The organism is Cellulomonas shaoxiangyii (genome assembly GCF_004798685.1).
Taxonomy (GTDB): Bacteria; Actinomycetota; Actinomycetes; order Actinomycetales; family Cellulomonadaceae; genus Cellulomonas; species Cellulomonas shaoxiangyii.
Map to the genome: position 1 here is coordinate 643,553 of NZ_CP039291.1, position 20,069 is coordinate 663,621.

The 20,069-nt window shown below is 76.0% G+C and carries 22 protein-coding genes; 14 read left to right on the top strand and 8 right to left on the bottom strand.

Annotated elements, in window-relative coordinates; translation table 11 throughout:
- Positions 1–182 precede the first annotated feature (182 nt).
- Positions 183–527 carry a metallopeptidase family protein gene (locus tag E5225_RS02910; RefSeq protein ID WP_135973000.1) on the top strand — a complete coding sequence of 115 codons (345 nt, stop codon included), beginning with the start codon at positions 183–185 and terminating at the stop codon, positions 525–527.
- 102 nt (positions 528–629) lie between these two features.
- Here E5225_RS02910 and E5225_RS02915 read toward each other — a convergent pair whose 3' ends face one another.
- Positions 630–1,769 (bottom strand): S1 family peptidase, encoded by a 1,140-nt coding sequence (locus tag E5225_RS02915; protein ID WP_135972984.1) that lies wholly within the window; start codon positions 1,767–1,769, stop codon positions 630–632.
- A gap of 122 nt (positions 1,770–1,891) precedes the next feature.
- Positions 1,892–2,836 (bottom strand): LysR family transcriptional regulator, encoded by a 945-nt coding sequence (locus tag E5225_RS02920; protein WP_135972985.1) that lies wholly within the window; start codon positions 2,834–2,836, stop codon positions 1,892–1,894.
- Between the two features lie 95 nt (positions 2,837–2,931).
- Here E5225_RS02920 and E5225_RS02925 point away from each other — a divergent pair, with 95 nt between their 5' ends.
- A complete protein-coding gene (locus E5225_RS02925) occupies positions 2,932–3,831 on the top strand; it encodes an LLM class flavin-dependent oxidoreductase (protein ID WP_208012503.1) in 900 nt (299 codons plus the stop codon).
- 39 nt (positions 3,832–3,870) lie between these two features.
- On the opposite strand, the gene galE is transcribed toward E5225_RS02925, so the two are convergent.
- Positions 3,871–4,857 carry a UDP-glucose 4-epimerase GalE gene (gene galE, locus E5225_RS02930; RefSeq protein ID WP_135972986.1) on the bottom strand — a complete coding sequence of 329 codons (987 nt, stop codon included), beginning with the start codon at positions 4,855–4,857 and terminating at the stop codon, positions 3,871–3,873.
- A gap of 162 nt (positions 4,858–5,019) precedes the next feature.
- Between galE and E5225_RS02935 the strand changes: the two genes are divergently transcribed.
- The 6 genes from E5225_RS02935 to E5225_RS02960 all read left to right on the top strand — a co-directional run bounded on the left by E5225_RS02935 (position 5,020) and on the right by E5225_RS02960 (position 10,543).
- A complete protein-coding gene (locus E5225_RS02935) occupies positions 5,020–6,249 on the top strand; it encodes a polyprenyl synthetase family protein (protein ID WP_135972987.1) in 1,230 nt (409 codons plus the stop codon).
- Between the two features lie 144 nt (positions 6,250–6,393).
- Positions 6,394–7,347: a phytoene/squalene synthase family protein gene (locus E5225_RS02940; RefSeq protein ID WP_135972988.1), complete on the top strand. Its 954-nt coding sequence runs from the start codon at positions 6,394–6,396 to the stop codon at positions 7,345–7,347.
- Positions 7,344–9,002 carry a phytoene desaturase family protein gene (crtI, locus tag E5225_RS02945; protein WP_135972989.1) on the top strand — a complete coding sequence of 553 codons (1,659 nt, stop codon included), beginning with the start codon at positions 7,344–7,346 and terminating at the stop codon, positions 9,000–9,002. The genes E5225_RS02940 and crtI overlap by 4 nt, the downstream gene beginning before the upstream one ends.
- On the top strand, positions 8,999–9,355 hold the full coding sequence (locus E5225_RS02950; protein WP_341765625.1) for a lycopene cyclase domain-containing protein: 357 nt from the start codon (positions 8,999–9,001) through the stop codon (positions 9,353–9,355). The genes crtI and E5225_RS02950 overlap by 4 nt, the downstream gene beginning before the upstream one ends.
- A complete protein-coding gene (locus tag E5225_RS02955; protein WP_135972990.1) occupies positions 9,352–9,681 on the top strand; it encodes a lycopene cyclase domain-containing protein in 330 nt (109 codons plus the stop codon). The genes E5225_RS02950 and E5225_RS02955 overlap by 4 nt, the downstream gene beginning before the upstream one ends.
- Positions 9,674–10,543: a prenyltransferase gene (locus E5225_RS02960; RefSeq protein ID WP_135972991.1), complete on the top strand. Its 870-nt coding sequence runs from the start codon at positions 9,674–9,676 to the stop codon at positions 10,541–10,543. The genes E5225_RS02955 and E5225_RS02960 overlap by 8 nt, the downstream gene beginning before the upstream one ends.
- 136 nt (positions 10,544–10,679) lie before the next feature.
- On the opposite strand, the gene E5225_RS02965 is transcribed toward E5225_RS02960, so the two are convergent.
- Entirely contained in the window at positions 10,680–11,357 is a 678-nt protein-coding gene (locus E5225_RS02965) for a YceI family protein (protein ID WP_135972992.1), read from the bottom strand.
- A 290-nt stretch (positions 11,358–11,647) separates the two neighbouring features.
- A complete protein-coding gene (locus E5225_RS02970) occupies positions 11,648–12,982 on the bottom strand; it encodes a glycoside hydrolase family 16 protein (RefSeq protein WP_136225289.1) in 1,335 nt (444 codons plus the stop codon).
- 268 nt (positions 12,983–13,250) lie between these two features.
- Here E5225_RS02970 and E5225_RS02975 point away from each other — a divergent pair, with 268 nt between their 5' ends.
- From E5225_RS02975 to E5225_RS02985, 3 genes are all read left to right on the top strand, one after another.
- Complete coding sequence (locus E5225_RS02975) at positions 13,251–13,667, top strand: GNAT family N-acetyltransferase (protein ID WP_135974049.1); 417 nt, start codon at positions 13,251–13,253, stop codon at positions 13,665–13,667.
- Positions 13,668–13,729: 62 nt separating this feature from the next.
- Positions 13,730–14,065 carry a hypothetical protein gene (locus tag E5225_RS02980; protein ID WP_135974048.1) on the top strand — a complete coding sequence of 112 codons (336 nt, stop codon included), beginning with the start codon at positions 13,730–13,732 and terminating at the stop codon, positions 14,063–14,065.
- An 81-nt stretch (positions 14,066–14,146) separates the two neighbouring features.
- Entirely contained in the window at positions 14,147–14,767 is a 621-nt protein-coding gene (locus E5225_RS02985) for a GyrI-like domain-containing protein (protein WP_135974047.1), read from the top strand.
- Positions 14,768–14,817: 50 nt separating this feature from the next.
- Here the strand turns inward: E5225_RS02985 and E5225_RS02990 are convergent, their stop codons facing one another.
- The 3 genes from E5225_RS02990 to E5225_RS03000 are packed head-to-tail and all read right to left on the bottom strand — an operon-like array spanning position 14,818 to position 16,813.
- Entirely contained in the window at positions 14,818–15,219 is a 402-nt protein-coding gene (locus E5225_RS02990) for a hypothetical protein (protein ID WP_135974046.1), read from the bottom strand.
- Positions 15,216–15,608, bottom strand: a complete 393-nt coding sequence (locus E5225_RS02995) for a hypothetical protein (protein WP_135974045.1) — start codon at positions 15,606–15,608, stop codon at positions 15,216–15,218. Before E5225_RS02995 ends, E5225_RS02990 begins: the two co-directional genes overlap by 4 nt.
- The gene (locus E5225_RS03000; RefSeq protein WP_135974044.1) at positions 15,605–16,813 is read right to left on the bottom strand and encodes a hypothetical protein; all 1,209 of its coding nucleotides are present in this window, start codon (positions 16,811–16,813) and stop codon (positions 15,605–15,607) included. The genes E5225_RS02995 and E5225_RS03000 overlap by 4 nt, the downstream gene beginning before the upstream one ends.
- A 148-nt stretch (positions 16,814–16,961) precedes the next feature.
- Between E5225_RS03000 and E5225_RS03005 the strand changes: the two genes are divergently transcribed.
- The 3 genes from E5225_RS03005 (at position 16,962) to E5225_RS03015 (ending at position 20,056) form a co-directional block, all read left to right on the top strand.
- On the top strand, positions 16,962–18,143 hold the full coding sequence (locus tag E5225_RS03005; protein ID WP_243738304.1) for an RtcB family protein: 1,182 nt from the start codon (positions 16,962–16,964) through the stop codon (positions 18,141–18,143).
- Positions 18,144–18,260: 117 nt separating this feature from the next.
- Positions 18,261–19,655, top strand: coding sequence for an MFS transporter (locus E5225_RS03010; protein WP_135974042.1), 1,395 nt, complete (start codon positions 18,261–18,263; stop codon positions 19,653–19,655).
- On the top strand, positions 19,652–20,056 hold the full coding sequence (locus E5225_RS03015) for a YchJ family protein (protein ID WP_135974041.1): 405 nt from the start codon (positions 19,652–19,654) through the stop codon (positions 20,054–20,056). The genes E5225_RS03010 and E5225_RS03015 overlap by 4 nt, the downstream gene beginning before the upstream one ends.
- Positions 20,057–20,069: the final 13 nt, after the last annotated feature.

Sequence of the window (20,069 nt, forward strand, 5' to 3'; positions counted from 1 at the left end):
GTTTCCGCCCCGGACGTCGAGGCGTCGGATGACCGGTGTTAACCATACGGGGTGGTCGGCCGGAACTCCAAAGCGAGCCTCCTCCAGGGCTGTCACCAGCGCAGATACCCCGCGGACGCGCGCCCACGGGTACCGGGGCGCGCCGTGGCCGCCCGCTCGGGGAGGATGGTCCCGTGGCCGACATGACGCGCGAGGAGTTCGAGGACGCGGTCCGCGACGCCCTCGACGAGATCCCGGCAGAGCTAGCGGCGATGATGGACAACGTCGTGGTGCTCGTCGAGGACCACGCACCCGCGGACGACCCCGAGCTGCTGGGCCTGTACGAGGGCACGCCGCTGACCGAGCGCGGGGAGTTCTGGGCCGCGGGGTCGCTGCCGGACCGCATCACGATCTACCGCCACCCGACGCTCGCCCTGTGCGCGGACCGCGACGAGGTCGTCGAGGAGGTCGCCGTGACGGTCGTCCACGAGATCGCCCACCACTTCGGCATCGACGACGACCGGCTGCACGCCCTCGGCTGGGGCTGACCGCGCCCGGCGCCGGCCGTGGTGCGGCGCTACGGCGGTCAGGCTCCGGGCACGCGTGCACCCCGGGACGAGGGCGTCCCGGGGTGCACGCGCGGGGGCGGGTCAGCTGGTGAGCAGGCGCAGGCCGTAGGCCTGCAGGATCTCGTTCACCGGCTGGAAGTACGTCGTGCCGCCGGTGCGGCAGTTGCCGTTGCCGCCCGACGTGACGCCCTGTGCCTGGTTGCCCGCGAGCAGCGAGCCCCCGGAGTCGCCGGGCTCGGCGCAGACCGTCGTGCGGATCAGCCCGGACACCGTCCCCTGCGAGTAGCGGACGGAGGCGTTGTAGGCCTGCACGGTCCCGCAGCGCCAGCCCGTGGTGCTGCCCGAGCGGCAGACGTAGGCGCCGACGACCGCCTGGGTCGACCCGCGGACCGCGACACGGCCGCCGGAGTAGTTGTTCACCGCGCCGATCAGCGTGTTGCCCGAGCCGACCTGCACCCAGGCGTAGTCGTTGCCGGGGAAGGACGAGCCGCGGAACGTGCCGTTCGGGCTGCTGGTCGTGGCGCCCGTGCGGCCGCAGTGGCCGGCGGTCACGAAGCCGCCCTGGACCGTGAACCCGACCGAGCAGCGGCTCCCGCTGCCGATGTAGTAGGCGTTGCCGCCGAGCACGTTGATGAAGGTCGTGGGCGCGGTGGCCGTGGTGGACAGCCGCACCGCCTCGGCCGGTACCCCGGCCGCGGCGACGAGCGCGGCCGCGGCCGCGGTGTCCTGCCCGACGGCCTCGACGACCACCGTGTTGGCGGGGACGTCGACGTACCAGGTGGCGACGTCGGCGGGCAGGCCGGCGGCGTCGAGCCGCGCGCCGACGGCCTCGAGCTGGGCGAGGGAGCGCGACGCGGCGACGGCCGTCACGCCCTGTGCCATGGGGCCCCGCACGCGCTGGGGTGCGGTCGACGCGACGTGGACCGTGCCGGCGGCCGGGTCGAGCCACGCGCCGGCGTAGGTGTCGCCGAGCGCCTGGGACAGCGTCCGGACGCGGGTCGCGGCGTCGGCCTGGAAGCTGAGCCGCTGGAGGGCCTTCTCCCGGGGGACGCCGAGGTCGCGCTCCAGCGCGTCGATCATCTCGGCGGGGACGTCGGACGCCGGCGCCGGTCCGGCGGCCGGGGCGGGGGCCGCGCCGCTCCCGGCGGCGAGCGGTCCGAGCAGCATGGCGAGTGCCGCGGTGGCGGTGATCGCGATGCGCCTGGGGCGGTTCAGGTTCATGGGGGGCTGCCTCTCGTCGGTGGTGACCGTGCGTGTCACGCTAGGTCATGACCGACGTCACACCACATCCCGCCTGGGTCATACCGCGGGTGCGCTGCCCGGGCGCACGGGGCTGCGCGACGTCACACGGCCCGCACGGCCTGCGGCGCGACGGCGAGGCCTCGCGGTCCGGCGGCCGCCGCGAGGCCGTCCGTGCGGGCGGCGCGCGCCGCCGCGAGCAACGCGGCCCGGAGCGTCTCCGGCACGGTGTCGTGCACCGCGAGCCACGTCGACCACAGCAGCGGACGCCCGCGCAGCGCGACGGCGCGAACCCCGTCGAGCGGGGCGCCGAACGGCTGCGCGAGGCCCACCCCGGCCCCCGAGCGGACCAGCTCGAGGCCTGCCGACCGGTCGCACTCGCTCGGCGCGTGCGGCGCGAAGCCCGCGCGGGCGCACGCCGCCACGAAGCACGCCGTGAAGCAGCTGTCGCCGGGCGCCTTCAGCCACCGCTCGTCGGCGAACGCGGCCAGGTCGGCCTCGTCGGGGCTCGCGTGGTCCGTCGGCACCAGGACCTGCACGGCGTCCGTGCCGACGAGCCACCAGTGCACGCCGGACGCCGCCGGCGGCAGCGCGTCGGCGCACATGCCGACCAGCAGGGCGTCGTGCGTGCCCGAGGCGAGGTCGTTCGTGGCGCCCGCCGCCGACCACGCGGTGCGCAGGACGGCCCGGCCGGAGCAGCCGCCGTCGACCCGGCGGGCGAACGCCGCGGCGAGCGCGGACCCGACCACGGCGACCCGCAGTCCGTCCGGCACCTGGCCGCACCGCGCGAGCCGGTGCGCGTCCAGCACCAGGGCGTCCATGGCGGGCAGGAGCGTGCGTGCGCGCTCGAGCACGAGTGCGCCGAGCGGTGTGAGGTGCACGCCCCGGTGGTCGCGCACGAAGACGGGACCGCCGAGCGTGCGGTCGATGCGCGAGAGCTGGGCGCTGAGGGCCGGCTGGGCGAGGCCCAGGGCCGCGGCCGCCTTGGTCACGCTGCCGTGCTCGGCGACCGTGGCGACCATCCGGAGGTGCCGCACCTCGAGCTCCATGACGCTTGAGGGTAGGACGACGGGTGGGTGGTGTCACGATTCCGTGACACAACGGTGCGCATGCTGCGTGACCCCCCGTCGGCTAGCGTGCCGGTGTGGTGAGGGTCGGGATCGTGCTGCTGCCCCAGGAGCGGTGGTCGACGGCGCGCGAGCGCTGGCGACGCGCCGAGGACTACGGCTTCGACCACGCGTGGACCTACGACCACCTGGCCTGGCGCGACCTCGCCGACGAGCCGTGGTTCGCCACGGTGCCGCTGCTGGCCGCCGCCGCGGCGGTCACCGAGCGCATCGGCCTCGGTACGTGGGTCGCGTCGCCGAACTTCCGTCACCCCGTGCCGTTCGCGAAGGACGTCATGGGTCTCGACGACGTGTCCGGCGGGCGGTTCGTGCTGGGCGTGGGGGCGGGCGGCGAGGGGTGGGACGCCGGGGTCCTGGGCCCCGCGCCGACCCGCGGTGAGCGCACGCGCCGGTTCGCGGAGTTCCTCGAGGTGCTCGACGCGCTGCTCACGCAGCCCGTCACCGAGCACGCCGGCGAGTTCTACACGGCGCACGCGGCGCGCATGGTGCCGGGCACGCTCGCGCGGCCCCGCACGCCGTTCGTCGTCGCGGCCAACGGGCCGCGCGGCATGGCGCTCGCGGCGCGGCACGGGCAGGGCTGGGCCACCTACGGGCCTGTCGCCGGCGACGAGGGCGTCGGCGCGCAGGAGGCGTGGTGGGACGGGCTCGCGCAGATGGCGGACGCCTTCGACGCGGTCGAGCGCGCGGCGGGCGTGCACGTGCCGCGGTGGCTGAGCCTCGACGGCGCGCCGACGTTCTCGCTGACGGACGCCGACCTCGCGGCCGAGGGCGTCGAGCGGGCCGCCGCGCTCGGCTTCGGCGACGTGGTCGTGCACTGGCCGCGCGCGGAGGGCGTCTACGCCGGTGACGAGCGCGAGCTCGAGCGGTTCGCGGGGATGCTGCCGCGCCTGCGGGCGCTGGAGCCGGCCGCGCGCTGAGGCCGCGGCCGGCTCCCCTCCCGCAGGGGGAGGCCGCCGTCAGGCGCTCGCGCGCCGGTGCGCGTCCCAGGCGCTCGCGACCATGTCGGCGGCCGTGTGCCGCATCCGCCAGTCGAGGTCGCGCGCGGCGGCCTCGCCGGAGGCGACGATGCGCGCGGGGTCGCCGGGGCGGCGCGGTGCGAGCTCCGGCTCGAACGCGATGCCGGTGACCTCGGCGACCGTCGTCATGACCTGCCGGACGGAGAGGCCGTCGCCCGAGCCGAGGTTGTAGACGCGCTCCAGCTCGCGGCCGGCCGCGAGCGCCTGCGCCGCGGCGACGTGCGAGACGGCGAGGTCCCCGACGTGGACGTAGTCGCGCACGCACGTGCCGTCGGGCGTCGGGTAGTCGGTGCCGTTGATGCGCGGCGTGCGACCGGACGCGAGCGCGTCGAGCACGAGCGGGAAGAGGTTGTGCGGGCTGGAGTCGAACAGGTCGGCGTGGCCCGAGCCGACGACGTTGAAGTAGCGCAGCGACGTGTGGCGCAGGCCCGTGGCGCGGCCCTGGTCGCGCAGCAGCCACTCGCCGATGAGCTTCGACTCGCCGTAGGGCGACTCGGGCGCGGTGGCGGTCGCCTCGGTCACGACGTCGACGTCCGGGGTGCCGTAGACGGCGGCGGAGGAGGAGAAGACGATGCTGCCGACGCCCGCGTCGGCCATCGCGGCGAGCAGGTGCGCCGTGCCGGTGACGTTCTGCTCGTACGTGTGCAGCGGCCGCTGGACCGAGACGCCCGCGTACTTGAAGCCGGCGAGGTGCACCACGCCCGTGACGCCGTGCTGGAGGAGCGCCGCCCGCACCGCGTCGGTGTCGACCACGGACGCCTCGACGAGCGGCACGCCGTCGGGGACGAAGCCCCGGTGGCCGCTCGAGAGGTCGTCGAGCACGACCGGTGCCAGCGTGGTGTCACCGGTCCGCTCCACCGCGTCGAGGAGCGCCCGCACCACGTGCGCCCCGATGTATCCCGCTCCGCCCGTCACCATCCACGTCATGGCACCAGGGTAGCCCGCGCGGGGCGGGTTTCCAACAGGATCGAACATGACCGAACAGTTCTACACATCCTGCATCCGGCGGACGTCGGCGCCCGGAAGCACCCTGTGGCGGCGATGCACATGCTCAGTATGCTGAGTAATCCGAGCGGGGGACGGTGGCGCATGGACGAGCGGGACGCGCAGGACGGCACGGCGGTGGGCGACGCGCCCACCGGTCTGGCGGGTCGGGGCCTCGTCGCTCCCGGGGGCACGGCGGCGGCCGCGGACCTGCGCGGCGCGCACGCCCGGGACGCGCAGGCCCCCGGCGCGCACGCCCGTGACGCGCAGGCCCGGGCCGCGCTCGCGCACCGCGTCGAGCACGTCACCGCGGCCGCCGAGCGGCTGCTGGTGCAGGCCGTCGAGGACCGCGTGCGCCACGGCCGGGACCTCGCCCCCGAGCACGGCCGGCTGTGGTCCGACCTCGGGTCCGTGCTGGGCGGCAAGCTCATGCGGCCCCGCCTGACCGTCACCGCCTACCTCGGGCTCGGCGGCACCGACGTCGACGCGGTGGCGCCCGTCGCCGCGGCGCAGGAGATGCTGCACACCGCGATGCTCGTCCACGACGACCTGCTGGACCACGACGAGGTCCGCCGCGGCCGGCCCAACGTCGCCGGGGTGACCCGCGCCCGCCTGGCCGCCGCGGGCGTCACGGGCACGGCGCAGCACGAGCAGGCCGGTGCCGCCGCGCTGCTCGCGGGGGACGCCGCGCTCGCGCAGGCCTTCGCCCTCGTGGCGGGGGCGGCGGTGCCCGCGCACCTCGTCGGCGAGCTCGTCCGGCTGCTGGCCGCCGGGGTGGACACGACGGTCGCCGGCGAGCTGCTCGACGTGCGCGCCGAGGTGCAGGCGCTCGCCGACGTCGACACGCTGCTCGTCGCGCAGCTCAAGACCGCGGCCTACTCGTTCCGCGTGCCCCTCGAGTCCGGTGCCGTCCTGGCCGGCGCGTCGCGCGCGCACCGGATCGCGCTCGCGCTGGTCGGCACCGCGCTGGGCCTGGCCTACCAGCTCACCGACGACGACCTCGGGGTCTTCGGCGACCCCGCGGCGACGGGCAAGTCCGTGCTGTCCGACCTGCGCTCGGGCAAGCGGACCGAGCTCCTGCGGCTGACCTGGGCACGCACGGGCGCGTCGGGGCGGGCGGTGCTGCGCGCGCACGTCGGGCTGTCCGACCTCGACGACGCCGGCGCGGCTCGCGTGCGCGACGTCATGCGCAGCTGCGGGGCGCTCGACGAGGCCCGCGCGCTCACCCGCCGGACCGCCGGCATCGCGCGTACCCTCGCGACCACGACGTTGCCCGAGCCGCTCGCGGGGTACCTCGCGGGGGTCGTGGACGACCTCGTGGCACGGGGGCACTGACCGGTGCGGACGGACGCGAGGCACGCGGACGACCCGCCGGGACCGGCGTCCGCGCCGCCGCCGACGACCGGCGACGGCACGGACGAGCACGGGGACGGGCGCGGCGGGCACCGCCGCGCGGCACGGAGGGACGCCACGGACGGCATGCGCACACCCCACGACGGCGCAGCGGGCGCGCGCCTGTACGACGCCACCGCCGCCCGCGCGAGCGCGGTCGTGCTGCGCGCGTACTCGACGTCGTTCGGGGTGGGCACGCGCCTGCTCGGGCCGCGCACGCGCCGCGACATCGAGGCCGTGTACGCGCTCGTGCGGCTCGCGGACGAGGTCGTCGACACCTACCGCGGACCGGACGCCGGCGCGGAGCTCGACGAGCTCGAGGCGCAGACGGCGCGGGCGCTCGTGAGCGGCTACTCGACCAACGTCGTCGTGCACGCGTTCGCGGGCACCGCCCGGCGCACGGGCATCGGCCACGCCGAGGTCGACCCGTTCTTCGCGTCGATGCGCGCCGACCTGACCGTGCGCGCCCACGACCGCGCGAGCTACGAGCGGTACGTCTACGGCTCGGCGGAGGTCGTCGGGCTCATGTGCCTGCGCGTGTTCCTCGACGCCGAGCGCGGCCCGGGCGACCCGCCCGCCGAGCCCACCGCCACCGCCGTCGCGGGCGCCCGCGGGCTCGGCGCCGCGTTCCAGAAGATCAACTTCCTGCGCGACCTGGGCGCGGACCGCGGCGACCTCGGGCGCAGCTACTTCCCCGGCGTCGACCCCGAGCACCTGACCGACGCGGACGTGCGCGCGGTGCTCGACGAGGTCGCGCAGGACCTCGCCGTCGCGCGCGCCGGCCTGCCCGAGCTGCCGGCGCGCGCGCGGGTCGCGGTGGCGGCGACGCTCGCGCTGTACGAGCGGCTGCTCGACCGCCTGGCGGACACGCCGGCGCAGGACCTGGAGGGACGACGCGTGCGGGTGCCGGGACGGGAGAAGGCGGTGGTGGTCGGCGGCGTCGTCGGCCGGGCGGTGGCCGGGGCGGCGGTGCGGCGCGGGCGGCCGGTGGTGTCGCGGGTGACGACGGCCGTGCGCTCGGCGGCGGGGTGGCGCGCGTGAGCGGGCCCGTGCGGGTCGTCGTCGTCGGCGGCGGTGTCGGCGGGCTGACGACGGCGGCGCTGCTCGCGCGCGGCGGTGCGCACGTCACGCTCCTGGAGCGGCACGAGCGCGTGGGCGGGCGCGCGGGCACGTGGGAGGTCGACGGCTTCCGGTTCGACACCGGGCCGTCGTGGTGGTTCATGCCCGAGGTCATGGAGCACACGTTCGCCCTGCTCGGGCGGCGGCTGTCCGACGAGCTGGACCTCGTGCCCCTCGACCCGGCCTACCGGCTGTTCCCGGAGCCGGGGACGGAGCCGGCCGTCGAGCCGTTCGACGTCACGGCCGACCGGGACGCGAACGCCGCACGCTTCGAGGCGCTCGAGCCCGGCGCCGGCGACGCGATGCGGCGGTTCGTCGACGAGGCCTCCGACGCGTACCGCGTCGCGCTCGACCACTTCCTCTACACGACGTTCGAGCGGCCCGACCGGGCGCTGTCGGCCGACGTCCTGCGCCGCGGCGGCGCGCTGGCCCGGCTCCTGACGCAGTCGCTCGCCGACAAGGTCGCGGGGACCGTGCAGCACCCGGTGCTGCGGCAGGTGCTCAGCTACCACGCGGTGTTCCTCGGCTCGTCGCCGTACCGCGTGCCGGCGCTGTACAGCCTCATGACGCACCTCGACCTCGCGGCGGGCGTCTCCTACCCGCGGGGCGGGGTGTACCGGCTCGTCGAGGCGCTGGAGAAGGCGGCCGTGGAGGAGGGCGTCGACGTGCGGACGGGCGCCGACGTGGTCGCGATCGACGTCGAGGACGCGCCCCGCTCGCTCCGCCACCCCCGCCGCACGGGCCGGGCTCGGGGCGTCCACCTGGCCGACGGGACGTTCGTGCCGGCGGACGTCGTGGTGTCGGGCGCCGACCGGCACCACACCGAGACGGCGCTGCTCGACGCGCGGCACGCGGACCTGCCCGACGCGGCGTGGGGCGCCCGCGGGCCGGGCATCTCCGCGCTGCTCGTGATGGCCGGGGTGCGCGGGGAGCTGCCGGAGCTGCGCCACCACTCGCTGTTCTTCACGCGGGACTGGCCGGCGAACTTCGAGGCCATCCTCGGCACGGGCCGCTCGACACCGGCGGACGGGCTGCGCGTGCCGGACGTCGCGTCCGTCTACGTCTCGCGCACCACCGCGACCGACCCGACGGCCGCGCCGCCCGGGCACGAGAACGTCTTCCTGCTCGTCCCGTTCCCCGCGGACGCGTCGATCGGCGCCCGGCCGGGCGAGCTCGACGCGCACGCCGACCGGTTCCTCGACCAGGTGGGCGCCTGGGCGGGGGTGCCGGACCTGCGCTCGCGGGTCGTCGTGCGGCGCGTCGTGGGCCCGGCCGACTTCGCCCGCGACCTGCACGCGTGGCGCGGCACCGCGCTCGGCATGGAGCACACGCTGCGCCAGTCCGCGATGTTCCGGCCGGGCGTCAGCTCGCGGCACGTGCCGAACCTGCTGCACGTGGGCGGCGGGACGATGCCCGGCGTCGGAGTGCCGATGGTGCTCATCGGCGCCGAGCTGGTCGCGAAGCGGCTGCTCGGGGAGACGTCGGCGCGCCCGCTGCCGGCGCCGCTGCGGCCCGGGTACCTCGCTGCCGCGCTGCCGCGGGGCCTGTGGAGCGACGTCGCGGCGGACCGCGGGTGATCGGGTTCGCGTACCTGGCGGCGCTGCTCGTCTCGCTCGGCTGCCTCGCGCTGTGCGACCACCGGTGGCGGCTGGCGTTCTTCGCCGACGCGCGCCGGGCGGCGTGGACCGTGGGGACCGGGGTCGTCGCGTTCCTGCTGTGGGACGTCGCCGGGCTGCTGCTGGGGATCTTCGCCCGCGGGGACTCGCCGCACCTGACGGGCCTGCTGCTGGCGCCGGAGCTGCCGGTCGAGGAGGCGTTCTTCCTGACGCTGCTCTGCTACGTGTCCCTGCTCGCGTGGCGAGGGCTCGAGCGGGCGGCGTCGGCACGCGCCGAGCGGGCGCGGGGCGTCGGCGCGGGGGGCGCCCGGTGACGAACATCGTGCTCAACGCGATCGTGCTCGCGGTGCTGCTCGCCGTGTCGTGGCCCGTCCTGCGCCGGCTGCGCGGCGGTCCGGTGCTCGGCGCGGTCGCGTTCGTCTGCGTGCTCACCGCGGTGTTCGACACGCTCATGATCGAGGTGGGCCTCTACGTGTTCGACCCGGACAAGATCCTCGGCGTGCACGTCTGGGGCGCGCCGCTCGAGGACTTCGCGTACGCCATCGCCGCCGCCGTGGGCATGCCCGTGCTCTGGACGGCGCTGGGCCGGACCCGGTGGGGCTCGCGGCGCGCCGCGGAGGAGGACGCCCCCGGTGCGTGAGGTGCTCGCCGCGTCGCGGCCGTTCTCGTGGATCAACACCGCCTACCCGTTCGCCGCCGGCTGGCTGCTCGCGACCGGCGGGCGCGTCGACGTGGCGTTCGTCGTCGGGACGCTGTTCTTCCTCGTCCCCTACAACCTGCTGATGTACGGCGTCAACGACGTCTTCGACTACGCCTCCGACCTGCGCAACCCGCGCAAGGGCGGCATCGAGGGCGGGCTCGTCGACCCGGCCCGCGCCCGGAGCGTGCACCGGCGGATCCTCGTCGCGTGCGTCGTCACGACCGTGCCGTTCGTGGTCTGGCTGCTCGCGCTCGGGTCCCCCGCCGCGGGGCTCGTGCTCGCCGTCGTGCTGTTCGCCGTCGTGGCGTACTCCGCGCCCGGGCTGCGGTTCAAGGAGCGGCCGGTCCTCGACTCGCTGACGTCGGCGACCCACTTCGTCGGGCCGCTGCTGTACGCGCTCGTGCTCGCCGACGCGCCGCTGACGGCACGCACGACGTGGCCCGTGCTCGTCGCGTTCGTGCTGTGGGGGATGGCGTCGCACGCGTTCGGTGCGGTGCAGGACGTCCGCGCGGACCGCGAGGGCGGCATCGCGTCGGTGGCGACCGTGCTGGGCGCGCGGCCCACCGTGCGGGCGGCCACCGCCACGTACGTGCTGGCCGCCGCGGTGCTGCTGGCCCTGCCGTGGCCCGGTGTGCTCGCCGCGCTGCTGCCGCTGCCGTACGCGGTGAGCACGTGGCGATTCCGCGGCGTCACGGACGCCGACTGCGAGCGCGCGAACGCCGGCTGGCGCACCTTCCTGTGGCTGAACCTCGTGACCGGGTTCCTCGTGACGATGCTGCTGCTCGCGGTCGCGCTGACCTGAGCGCGTGCGCGTGCCCGCCGCGTCAGACGAGGCGGCCCAGCTCGGGCAGCGTCACGCCCGGGTCGGCGACGGGGGCGCGCGGCTGCGAGACGGTCGCCCACCGCCGCTCTCCTCGGTGCGCGCACCGACCGGCCGGTCAGACCTCGCGGACGGCCTCGCCGCTGATCTCGACCTTCACGCGCTTGCCCACCAGCCAGCCGCCCGCCTCGAGGGCCACGTTCCACGACAGGCCGAAGTCCTCGCGGTTGACGTCGGTCGTCGCGGAGAACCCGAAGATGTCGCGACCGTACGGGTCGCGGCGGGCGCCGCCGAAGTGCATGTCGAGCGGGACCTCACGGGTCACGCCGCAGACGGTCAGGTCACCGACGACCGTGAACCGGCCGCCCACGCTGACGGTCCGCTCGACGAGCTCCGTCGCCACCCGCGACCGCTCCGGCAGGTGGTTGCGCAGCCGCGCCCACTGCGCGATCGCGTCCTCCGCGACCCGGCGCTCGACGCGGCTGCTGCGGAACTCGATCGTCGGCCAGCGCTCGACGTCGAGGAAGTCCGCGCTGCGCAGGTGCGTGTCGCGGTCCTCGTTCTGCGTCGTCAGGGTGCGGGTGCGGATCGTCGCGGTCACCTGGGAGTCCAGCGGGTCGTCGCCGACGCGGATCGTCGCCGCAGCCGCGGAGAACTCGCCCCGGACCTGGCTCACCATCATGTGGTGCGCCGTGAACCCGACGCGCTTGTGCGCGGCGTCGAGCACGTACGTGCCCGCCGCGGGGATGACCATCCCCTTCCACCGTCGCGTCGTCCCCTGCGTGCCCTCGGTCATCGTGTCGTCCCCGCTCTCGTCGCGTCGTGCAGCCGGCCTGCGACCCGGGCCGCGCCCCGGGGCGCGCCGCTGACGGTGCGGGTGAGCGGGGGTGCGACCCACGGAGCGCGCCCGGCGGTGCCGGAGCGTCCGTGTGCGGCTCATCGTCCGTCACCCGGACGGATCACGCCACATCGCCCGAAAGGCGGACAAAACGTCACGAACGCGTGACGCCGATGCGCACCGGCCCCGGACCGGGCGGTCCGGGGCCGGTGGTACGTGCGGGTCGTGCGGTCGGGCAGGGGGACCGGTCAGAAGGTCCAGCGCTGGTTGCCGGCGCCGGAGCAGTCCCACAGGTGCACGCGCTGCCCGTCGTGGACGGGGGTGCCGCCCGCGGCGTCCAGGCAGCGACCGGCCTGCGGGTTGCGCAGCGTCCGGGCGCCCGCGTCGTAGGTCCAGCGCTGCGCGGGCGTGCCGTTGCACGTCCACAGCTGCACGACCGTGCCGTTGGCCGTGCCGCCGCCGCTCACGTCGAGGCACTTGCCGAGCGCGCGGATCGTGCCGTCCGTGCCGCGCGTCCACTGCTGCGCGGCGTTGCCGTTGCAGCCGGCCACCTGGATCGGGTTGCCGTCGCGCGGGTCCGCCCACGGGACGTCGAGGCACAGGCGGTCGTCGACGCGGATCGTGCCCGTGCCGGTCGGCAGCGCGCCGCCGTTCCCGCCGCCGTTCCCGCCACCCGTCGCGCCGTTGTCGTAGACGCGGACGTAGTCGACCCGCATCTGCTGCGGCAGCTGCGTCGAGCCGTCGGGGTAGCCGGGCCACTGGCCGCCCACGGCGACGTTCAGGATGAGGAAGAACGGCTTGTCGAACACCCACTGCCGCCCGCCGAGGCTCGCCGGCGTCACCCGGTGGTAGACCTGCCCGTCGACCGACCACGTGATCTCGCCGGGCTTCCAGTCGACCGCGAACGTGTGGAAGGTGTCCGCGAACGACCAGCCCTGCGGGTGCTGGTACGTGCCCAGCAGGCCCGCGCCGCCGGAGTACCCGGGCCCGTGGATCGTGCCGTGCACCAGGTGGGGCTCGCGGCCGATGTTCTCCATGATGTCGATCTCGCCCGAACCCGGCCACGCGTTCTGCGGGAAGTCCGCGCCGAGCATCCAGAACGCCGGCCAGATGCCCTGACCGCGCGGGATCTGGATGCGCGCCTCGACGCGGCCGTAGCGGATCTCGGCCTTGTCGTTGGTCTGCAGGCGGGCGGACGTGTACCGGCCGTCGGCCTCGCGGCGGGCCGTGATGACGAGGTTGCCGGCGCCGTCGAGCGCGGAGTTCGCGCGGGACGACGTGTACTCCTGCAGCTCCGCGTTGCCCCAGCCGCCGGCGCCGAGGTCGTGGTTCCAGACCCGGCTGTCGGGGGCCGACCCGGCGGGGCCGTCGAACTCCTGCTGCCAGACGACGTCGCCGGGGACGGCGCTCGCGGACGTGGCGGAGGTGACCGCCGCCAGGGCCCCCGCGCCAGCCACGAGGGCGGCCGTGAGGGCGGCCGTCAGCCGGCGGGTGCGGAGCTGTCGGGTGCGGGGCCGTCGGCGGCGGCCGGCGGGGTGGGTCGCCCGGGGTGCGGGGGCGGGGTGGACGGGTGCAGCGCGCACGGGATCCTCCTTCGCGGTCCGGTGGGACCGTCGGGTGAATCCGCCCTGTGCCGCCTCGGCCGCCTGGGGTCGCGGCCCGACGCGAGCGGGTCCGGGTCTCCGTCGACCCGGCGTGGCGAGGCTAGGCCGGAGCCGCTGCGCGTGGCAACAGAGGGATGGCAACGGATCCGTGGCAGCAGATCGGTGGCGACAGGCGGCGACGCCGGCAGGTGGCGCCGCTACGGTCGCGGGCGGCCGCCCACGTCCCGCCGCACCGAGGAGCCTGCCCGTGCACCGTCCGCCCGCCGGTCCCGTCCGTCACACGTGGCGCGGACCGTTCGCCGACCACGAGGTGGACGCGCTGCACGCCGAGGCGTTCGGGCACGACCCCACCGGCGAGGGCTGGGGCAGCCGGCTCGACCGGTTCAGCCTCGGGTGGGTCACGGCGCGCGACGACCGGGGCCTCGTCGGGTTCGTCAACGTCGTCTGGGACGGCGGCGCGCACGCCTTCGTCGTGGACACGGCCGTCGCGCTGCGCGCACGCGGCGGCGGGATCGGCGCGGGACTCGTCGCGGTGGCCCGCGAGCAGGCCCGCGCCGCGGGCTGCGAGTGGCTGCACGTCGACTTCGAGGACCGGCTGCGCGGCTTCTACCTCGACGCGTGCGGCTTCGTCCCGACCGCCGCCGGGCTCATGAGGCTGCGGTAGGGCGGGCGGGCGTGCGGCGTGGCGGCGGGGGCGTTGTCGGTGGTCGGGGCGAGGGTGTGGCCATGGTCGTCGTCTCGTGCTCCTGCGGTGAGGTCTCCTACCCCTCGCACAACCCCCTCCGTGCCCTGCCCGTGGCGGTGCGCGCGCGTCTCGCCGCGACCGCCGGCGAGCGTGGCACCGTCGTCGTCGACATCGACCCGGACTGGCACCCCGGCGGTGCGAGCCTGCACGTCTCGTGCGTGTGGCTCGTCGCCGAGGTCTCGCTCGAGGCCCTCGTGGCCGGCCTGGACCCCGCCGACGCCGCGCTCGTGCGCGCGGCATGGGTGCTCCCGCGCGCGGACGCGCTCGAGGTCGCCGCGCCCGAGCCCGCCGCAGCACGGCTCGCGGTCGGCGCCTGACGCGCTGACGCGACCGGTCGTCGTGCCCGCCGCCGCGGGACGGTGCGCCGCGCGGCACCGGACCGGCACCGGGAGGGACCGATGAAGGTCGACCTGAAGAAGCAGATCCCGACGTACACCGCCCGGCGGGGCCGGTTCGACGTCGTGGAGGTCCCGCCGCTGGGCTACCTGATGGTCGACGGGCACGGCGACCCGAACACCGCGCCCGGGTACCGGGACGCCGTCGCGTCGCTCTACCCGCTGGCCTACCGGCTGAAGTTCCTGCTGCGCGACGAGATCGGGCTCGACCACGTCGTCATGCCGCTCGAGGCGCTGTGGTGGGCCGACGACATGGCGGCGTTCACGACGGCACGCGACAAGGCGCGCTGGGACTGGACCCTGATGATCGCCGTCCCGGACGTCGTCACGGGCGCGCACCTGGCGGCGGCCCGGGCCGCGGCGGCGCGCGGGACGCACGGCCCGCTGCTCGACGCGGTCCGGCTCGAGCGGCTCGACGAGGGGCTGTGCGTGCAGACGCTGCACGTCGGGCCCTACGACGCCGAGGGCCCCGTGCTCGCCGAGCTGCACGAGCGCGTCGTGCCCGGGCACGGGCTGCGCCTGCGGGGCAGGCACCACGAGATCTACCTGGGGGACGCGCGCCGGACGGCGCCCGAGAAGCTGCGGACGATCCTGCGCCAGCCGGTCGAGCGGCCGCCGGCGTAGCTCCGCGTCACGGCCAGCGGCGTCAGGGCTCCGGCGTCAGGGCGCCGGCGTCACGGCTCCGGCGTGCCCGACTCCCACGGCCCCACGTCGACCGGGAGGCCGGCCGCGCCCAGCCGCGCGACGACGTCGTCGACGACCGTGCGCACGAGGCGGCCCGCGCGGAGCTCGTCCTTGCCGCGGTCGACGGTCAGGCGCAGCGTGCACCCCCTGCCGGCCGGTGCGGACGTCACGTCGACCCGCGCGGTGACGGGCATCGGCAACTTCTGCGCCAGCAGGTTCGACCACTGCGTCCGCCGTCCCAGCAGCGTCGTGGTGCCGGCGGCGTGCTCCACCGCGAAGCGGTGCGAGCGCAGCACCTCGGACGCCGTGGCGAGGAGCGGGTCCGCCGGGCCGTCGGTCGCGAGGGCGATCGACGGCCGGACCGTCGAGACGCCCCATGCCGGCACGCTCACGGGCGGCCCACGCCCCCGGACCAGCGCCGGCGCAGGGCGTCGAGGGCGTCGAGCGCCTCCGCCGTCGTCTCGGGCAGCTGGTCGCGCGGCTCGGCGGCGAGCGCCTGCAGGCGCGCGCGGGAGCCGGCGCGCAGGGCGACCGCCTCGGGGCTGTCGTCCTGCCCGCCGAAGACCGCGTCGAGGGACGTGCGTCCGGCGTCGACGCGCCGCTGCACGGCCTGCCAGTCGGCGCCGAGCGCGCCCTTGCGCGCCGCCTCGGCGCGCGCGTCGCCCTCCTGCGCGCGGCGGGTCTCCAGCTCCGCCCCCAGGCGCTGGATCTCGCCCAGGGCCGCGCGGATCCGGGCCTCGGGCGTCGGTGCGTCCGCCGGGAGGCCGGTGCCCGCGGTCATGCCGCCACCGGCGTGCGCGCCGCGAGGCCGCTGACGAGGTCCTCGACCAGGTCGATCGCGTCGAGGACCGACGTCTTGGCGTCGACGAACGACGCGATGGCGTCCGCCAGCCCCTCGAGGATGTTGTAGATCATGCGCACGATCCCCACCACCTTCTCGATCTTCCACCAGATGGTCGCGGCGCCGACCGCCCAGCCGACGACCGGGACGGACGCCTCCGCGGCGAGCTGCGTGAGCACCTCCGCGATGGTGCGCAGCCCGAGCCCGATGCCCGAGCACGCCAGGCTCGAGACGAGCGCGATGTTCGAGACCAGGCCCGACACGTGGTCGCACGCGGCCTGCAGGCCCGCGCACGCGGCGGCGTACGCCGCCATGGTCACGCGGAACGCGTCACCCGCCGCGCCCTGCCAGCCGGCGGTCGTCGAGGCGACCAGCCCGGCGCAGTTGCGCCCCGTCGCGGCGTACGCCTCACCCGCGAACCCCCACGCCGCCGCGGAGCACTTGATGGCCCGCCAGTCGCCGCCGAGCGGCTTGAACACGCACTCGGCGAGGACCGAGATACCGAGGAGCTTCTCCGCGACCCAGTCGATCGAGCCGAGCAGGACGCCGGCGTTCCAGCGCAGGTCCTGCACGGGGTTGTCGGTCGCCTGGGGCACGACCAGGTAGGACGACGCGTCGACGACCTCGACCACCTGGCCGGGCGAGCCCCAGCGGCTGACGTCCTCGCCGATCCCGCGCGCGTCGGCCACGGCGTCGCGGACGGAGGTGCCGACGCCCTGCGCCTTGGAGCCGAGCCACGAGTCCGCGTCGCCGTGGTCGGAGGGCGCGGACTCCTGGGCCGCGCCGAGCGGCGGCACGCCGCCGCGCGGGTCCTGCCACGGCGCGGGCGCGGAGCCGAGGCCCGTGGCGAGGTCGTCCAGGTTCGCGCAGGCCGCCTGGTCCGCCTCCGCGTACGTCGTCGACGTGGCGCGCACGTGGTCGGCGGTCAGCTCGGCGACGCGGGCCGCGCCGCGCGCGACCTGGGCGCCCAGCTCCACGGTGGCCATGGAGAGCGGGACGAGCAGCGCCAGCAGCGCGCCGGTCGAGTCGCGGATGTCGCCGTGGCTGCGCAGGTACGGCTCGACGGCCCGCAGGTGTTGCGCCTGCCGGTCGAGCAGCTGCTCGCTGCGGCCCAGGGTGGTGTAGTCCACCACGATCGCGCTCATCGGTCTCCCCGTGTCGATGCCACCCGCCCCCCGTGCCGGGTGGGCTCGGTCCGGATGCTAATGGCCGCGCGGAGCGTCGTCGCAGGTCATGGGGCTGTTGTCCCGGATTGCCCGCGACGTCGGGGCCGCGCGGTGCCACCATCGCGGTGTGCCGTACACCCGACTCTCCGACCGGCTCGTCAGCTGGGCCTCGGTCCTCGACCCCGTGACGCGCGAGCAGGCCGAACGGACCGCCGAGCTGCCGATCGTCCACCCGCACGTCGCGCTCATGCCCGATGCGCACCTCGGCAAGGGCGCGACCGTGGGCAGCGTCATCCCGACCCTGCGTGCGCTGATCCCCGCCGCCGTCGGCGTCGACATCGGCTGCGGCATGATCGCGGTCCGCACGCAGTGGACGCAGGACGAGCTGCGCGGAGCCAGGAAGCCCCTGCGCGCGCTGCGCGAGGACGTCGAGCGGCGCGTGCCGGTGTCGGCGGGCGCGGCGAACAGGCGGCTCACCGAGAGCGCGGCCGCGCGCGTCGGCGTGCTCGAGGAGGCGGCCGCGGCGGTCGGGCTCACGCCCGACCGGTACGTCGCCGGGTGGCGTCTGCAGCTCGGGACGCTCGGCTCGGGCAACCACTTCATCGAGGTGTCCGTCGACGAGACCGGGCGGGTGTGGCTGTTCCTGCACTCGGGCTCGCGGGGCGTCGGCAACAAGCTCGCGCAGCACCACATCCGGGTCGCGGCGGACGTGTGCCGCCGGCGTGGGATCACGCTGCCCGACCGGGACCTCGCGTACGTCGAGGAGGGCACCGACGAGTTCGACGCGTACGTGCGCGAGCTGCGCTGGGCGCAGGACTACGCCGTCGCGAACCGCGAGGAGATGATGGACCGGGTCGTGGCCGCGCTCGCGCAGCACGTGGGCGCCGACGTCGTCGAGCACGAGCGCGTCAACTGCCACCACAACTTCACCGAGCTCGAGCACCACCACGGCGCGGACGTCTGGGTCTCCCGCAAGGGCGCGATCCGCGCGCGGGCCGGCGACGCGGGGCTCATCCCGGGGTCCATGGGCACGGCGTCGTACGTGGTGGTCGGCAGGGGCGAGCCGGAGTCGCTGTGCTCGAGCCCGCACGGGGCCGGCCGGGCGTACTCGCGGTCGGCGGCGCGGCGGACGTTCACGCGCGCGCAGCTGCGGGAGGCGATGGCCGGCATCGAGTACCGCGACACCGACGCGTTCCTCGACGAGATCCCGGCCGCGTACAAGGACATCGACCAGGTGATGGCGGACGCCGCCGACCTCGTCGAGGTCCGCCACGTGCTGCGGCAGGTGGTGAACGTCAAGGGGGACTGAGACGCGACGCGTCGTCCTGCGGACCGCGTCTGCACCCAGGCCGCGGTCGCGTCCGGCGCCGTTGTATCGTTTCACCGCTGTGCTGCTCGATGACGCGCCACACAGGTTGGAGCCCCGGTGACCGACCGCCAGAACCCCTCGGGGCGCAGTCCGAGCCCGGTGGCGCCCCGCCCTGCGGTCAGCGCGCCCTCGCCCTTCCGGTCCCGCAGCTTCCTCCTCCTGCTCGTCGCCCAGCTGCTCGGCGGGAGCGGCATGTGGATGCTGCGGATGGCCGCCGACTGGCTGGTGCTCGACCTCACGGGCAGCTCGGAGGCGGTCGGTGTCCTCGTCGCGCTGCAGTTCCTCCCGCTGCTGCTCGTCGGCCCGTGGGGCGGGGTCCTGGCCGACCGGCACGACAAGCGCAGACTGGTCGAGCTCGCCCAGGGTGCGCAGGCGCTGCTCGCCGTATCGCTCGCCGCGCTGACGTTCACCGGCGCGATCGCGGTCTGGCACCTCTACGTCGCCGCGGCGCTCATGGGGCTGGTCAGCGCGGTCGACCAGCCCGCGCGGCAGGTCCTCGTGGGGGAGACCGTCGGCGACGCCCACCTGCAGCCGGCCGTGTCGGCGATGAACGCGCTCAACCAGGCCGGCGGCATGATCGGCCCGGCGGTCGCCGGCCTCGTGATCCACCAGTGGGGCGAGGGATGGGCATTCACGACGAACGCCGTCGTAGCCGTGTGCGTGGTCTCACTCGTGCTGACGATGCGCACCCGCGACCTCCACCTGACGCCGCGCGTCCCGCCCAGCAAGGGCCAGGTGCGGGAGGGCGTCCGGTACGTGCGCGAGCGTCCCCGTCTGTCGTGGGTCATCGTGCTCGCCGGGCTCATGGGCGCGCTCGGCATGAACGGCCCGGTGGTGCTCACCGCGTTCGCGCAGGACGTCTGGGACACCGGGCCCGCGGGCTTCGGGCTGTACAACAGCGTCAGCGCGGTGGGGGCCTTCGTCGGCGTGGTGGTCGCGGCCCGGTATGTCCGGGTCCGCGCACGCTCCGTCGTCGTCGCGTCGGGGGCGTTCGCGGTGACCGAGGTCGTCGCCGCGCTGGCCCCCTCCCCGGCGGCGTTCCTCGTGATGCTCGCCCTCGTCGGGGCGGCGACCCTGGTGTTCCTCACGACCGCGGCGACGCTGGTCCAGCTCACGGCGGAACCGTCGGTGCGCGGCCGCGTGCTGGCGCTGTACACGCCCCTGCTGCTGGGCGGGCACGCCTGCGGCGGCCTGCTGCAGGGCTGGCTCACCGAGGAGCTCGGCGTCCGGACGGGCCTCGTCGTGACCGGGGCGTTCGCGCTCGCGGCGACGACGTGCGTCGCGATCGCTCTCGCCCGGGTCCGCCGCGACGGTGCGTCGTGGTCGTCGTCGTCCGGACCGGCACGGACGGCTCCGGTCGGATCCGTGACCCCGGATCCTCGCCGGTCCGCAGGGCGCTGCCGTGCGGCGCCGCGCGCGACGGACCCGCGCGGTGGTATCCCGGACGCATGACCACGACGCCACCGCCCGACGACACCCGCTGCCCCTGCGGTTCCGGGGACACCTACGGCGGCTGCTGCGGCCGGTTCCTCGGGGGTGCGGCGCACGCCCCGACGGCCGAGGCGCTCATGCGCTCGCGGTACACGGCCTTCGCGACCGGCGACGCGGCGTACCTGCGTGCGACGTGGCACCCGAGCCGGCGGCCCGCCCGCGTCGACCTCGACGACGGCACGGTGTGGCGGCGCCTCGACGTGCTGCGCACCGACGCCGGCGGGCCGTTCGACGACGCCGGCGTGGTCGAGTTCGTCGCGCGGTACCGGGGCCCCGACGGGCCGGGGCTGCTGCACGAGCGCAGCCGGTTCGTCCGCGAGGGCGGGCGGTGGTTCTACGTCGACGGTGCCGCCGGCCGCTGAGCGCCACCGACGG

Excerpts from the sequence above, each read along its gene's own strand:
- E5225_RS02910 (WP_135973000.1), top strand. The coding sequence starts at position 183 with ATGACGCGCGAGGAGTTCGAGGACGCGGTCCGCGACGCCCTCGACGAG.
- E5225_RS02915 (WP_135972984.1), bottom strand. The coding sequence starts at position 1,769 with ATGAACCTGAACCGCCCCAGGCGCATCGCGATCACCGCCACCGCGGCA.
- E5225_RS02920 (WP_135972985.1), bottom strand. The coding sequence starts at position 2,836 with ATGGAGCTCGAGGTGCGGCACCTCCGGATGGTCGCCACGGTCGCCGAG.
- galE (WP_135972986.1), bottom strand. The coding sequence starts at position 4,857 with ATGACGTGGATGGTGACGGGCGGAGCGGGATACATCGGGGCGCACGTG.
- E5225_RS02935 (WP_135972987.1), top strand. The coding sequence starts at position 5,020 with ATGGACGAGCGGGACGCGCAGGACGGCACGGCGGTGGGCGACGCGCCC.
- E5225_RS02940 (WP_135972988.1), top strand. The coding sequence starts at position 6,394 with ATGCGCACACCCCACGACGGCGCAGCGGGCGCGCGCCTGTACGACGCC.
- E5225_RS02965 (WP_135972992.1), bottom strand. The coding sequence starts at position 11,357 with ATGACCGAGGGCACGCAGGGGACGACGCGACGGTGGAAGGGGATGGTC.
- E5225_RS02980 (WP_135974048.1), top strand. The coding sequence starts at position 13,730 with ATGGTCGTCGTCTCGTGCTCCTGCGGTGAGGTCTCCTACCCCTCGCAC.
- E5225_RS02985 (WP_135974047.1), top strand. The coding sequence starts at position 14,147 with ATGAAGGTCGACCTGAAGAAGCAGATCCCGACGTACACCGCCCGGCGG.
- E5225_RS02995 (WP_135974045.1), bottom strand. The coding sequence starts at position 15,608 with ATGACCGCGGGCACCGGCCTCCCGGCGGACGCACCGACGCCCGAGGCC.
- E5225_RS03000 (WP_135974044.1), bottom strand. The coding sequence starts at position 16,813 with ATGAGCGCGATCGTGGTGGACTACACCACCCTGGGCCGCAGCGAGCAG.
- E5225_RS03015 (WP_135974041.1), top strand. The coding sequence starts at position 19,652 with ATGACCACGACGCCACCGCCCGACGACACCCGCTGCCCCTGCGGTTCC.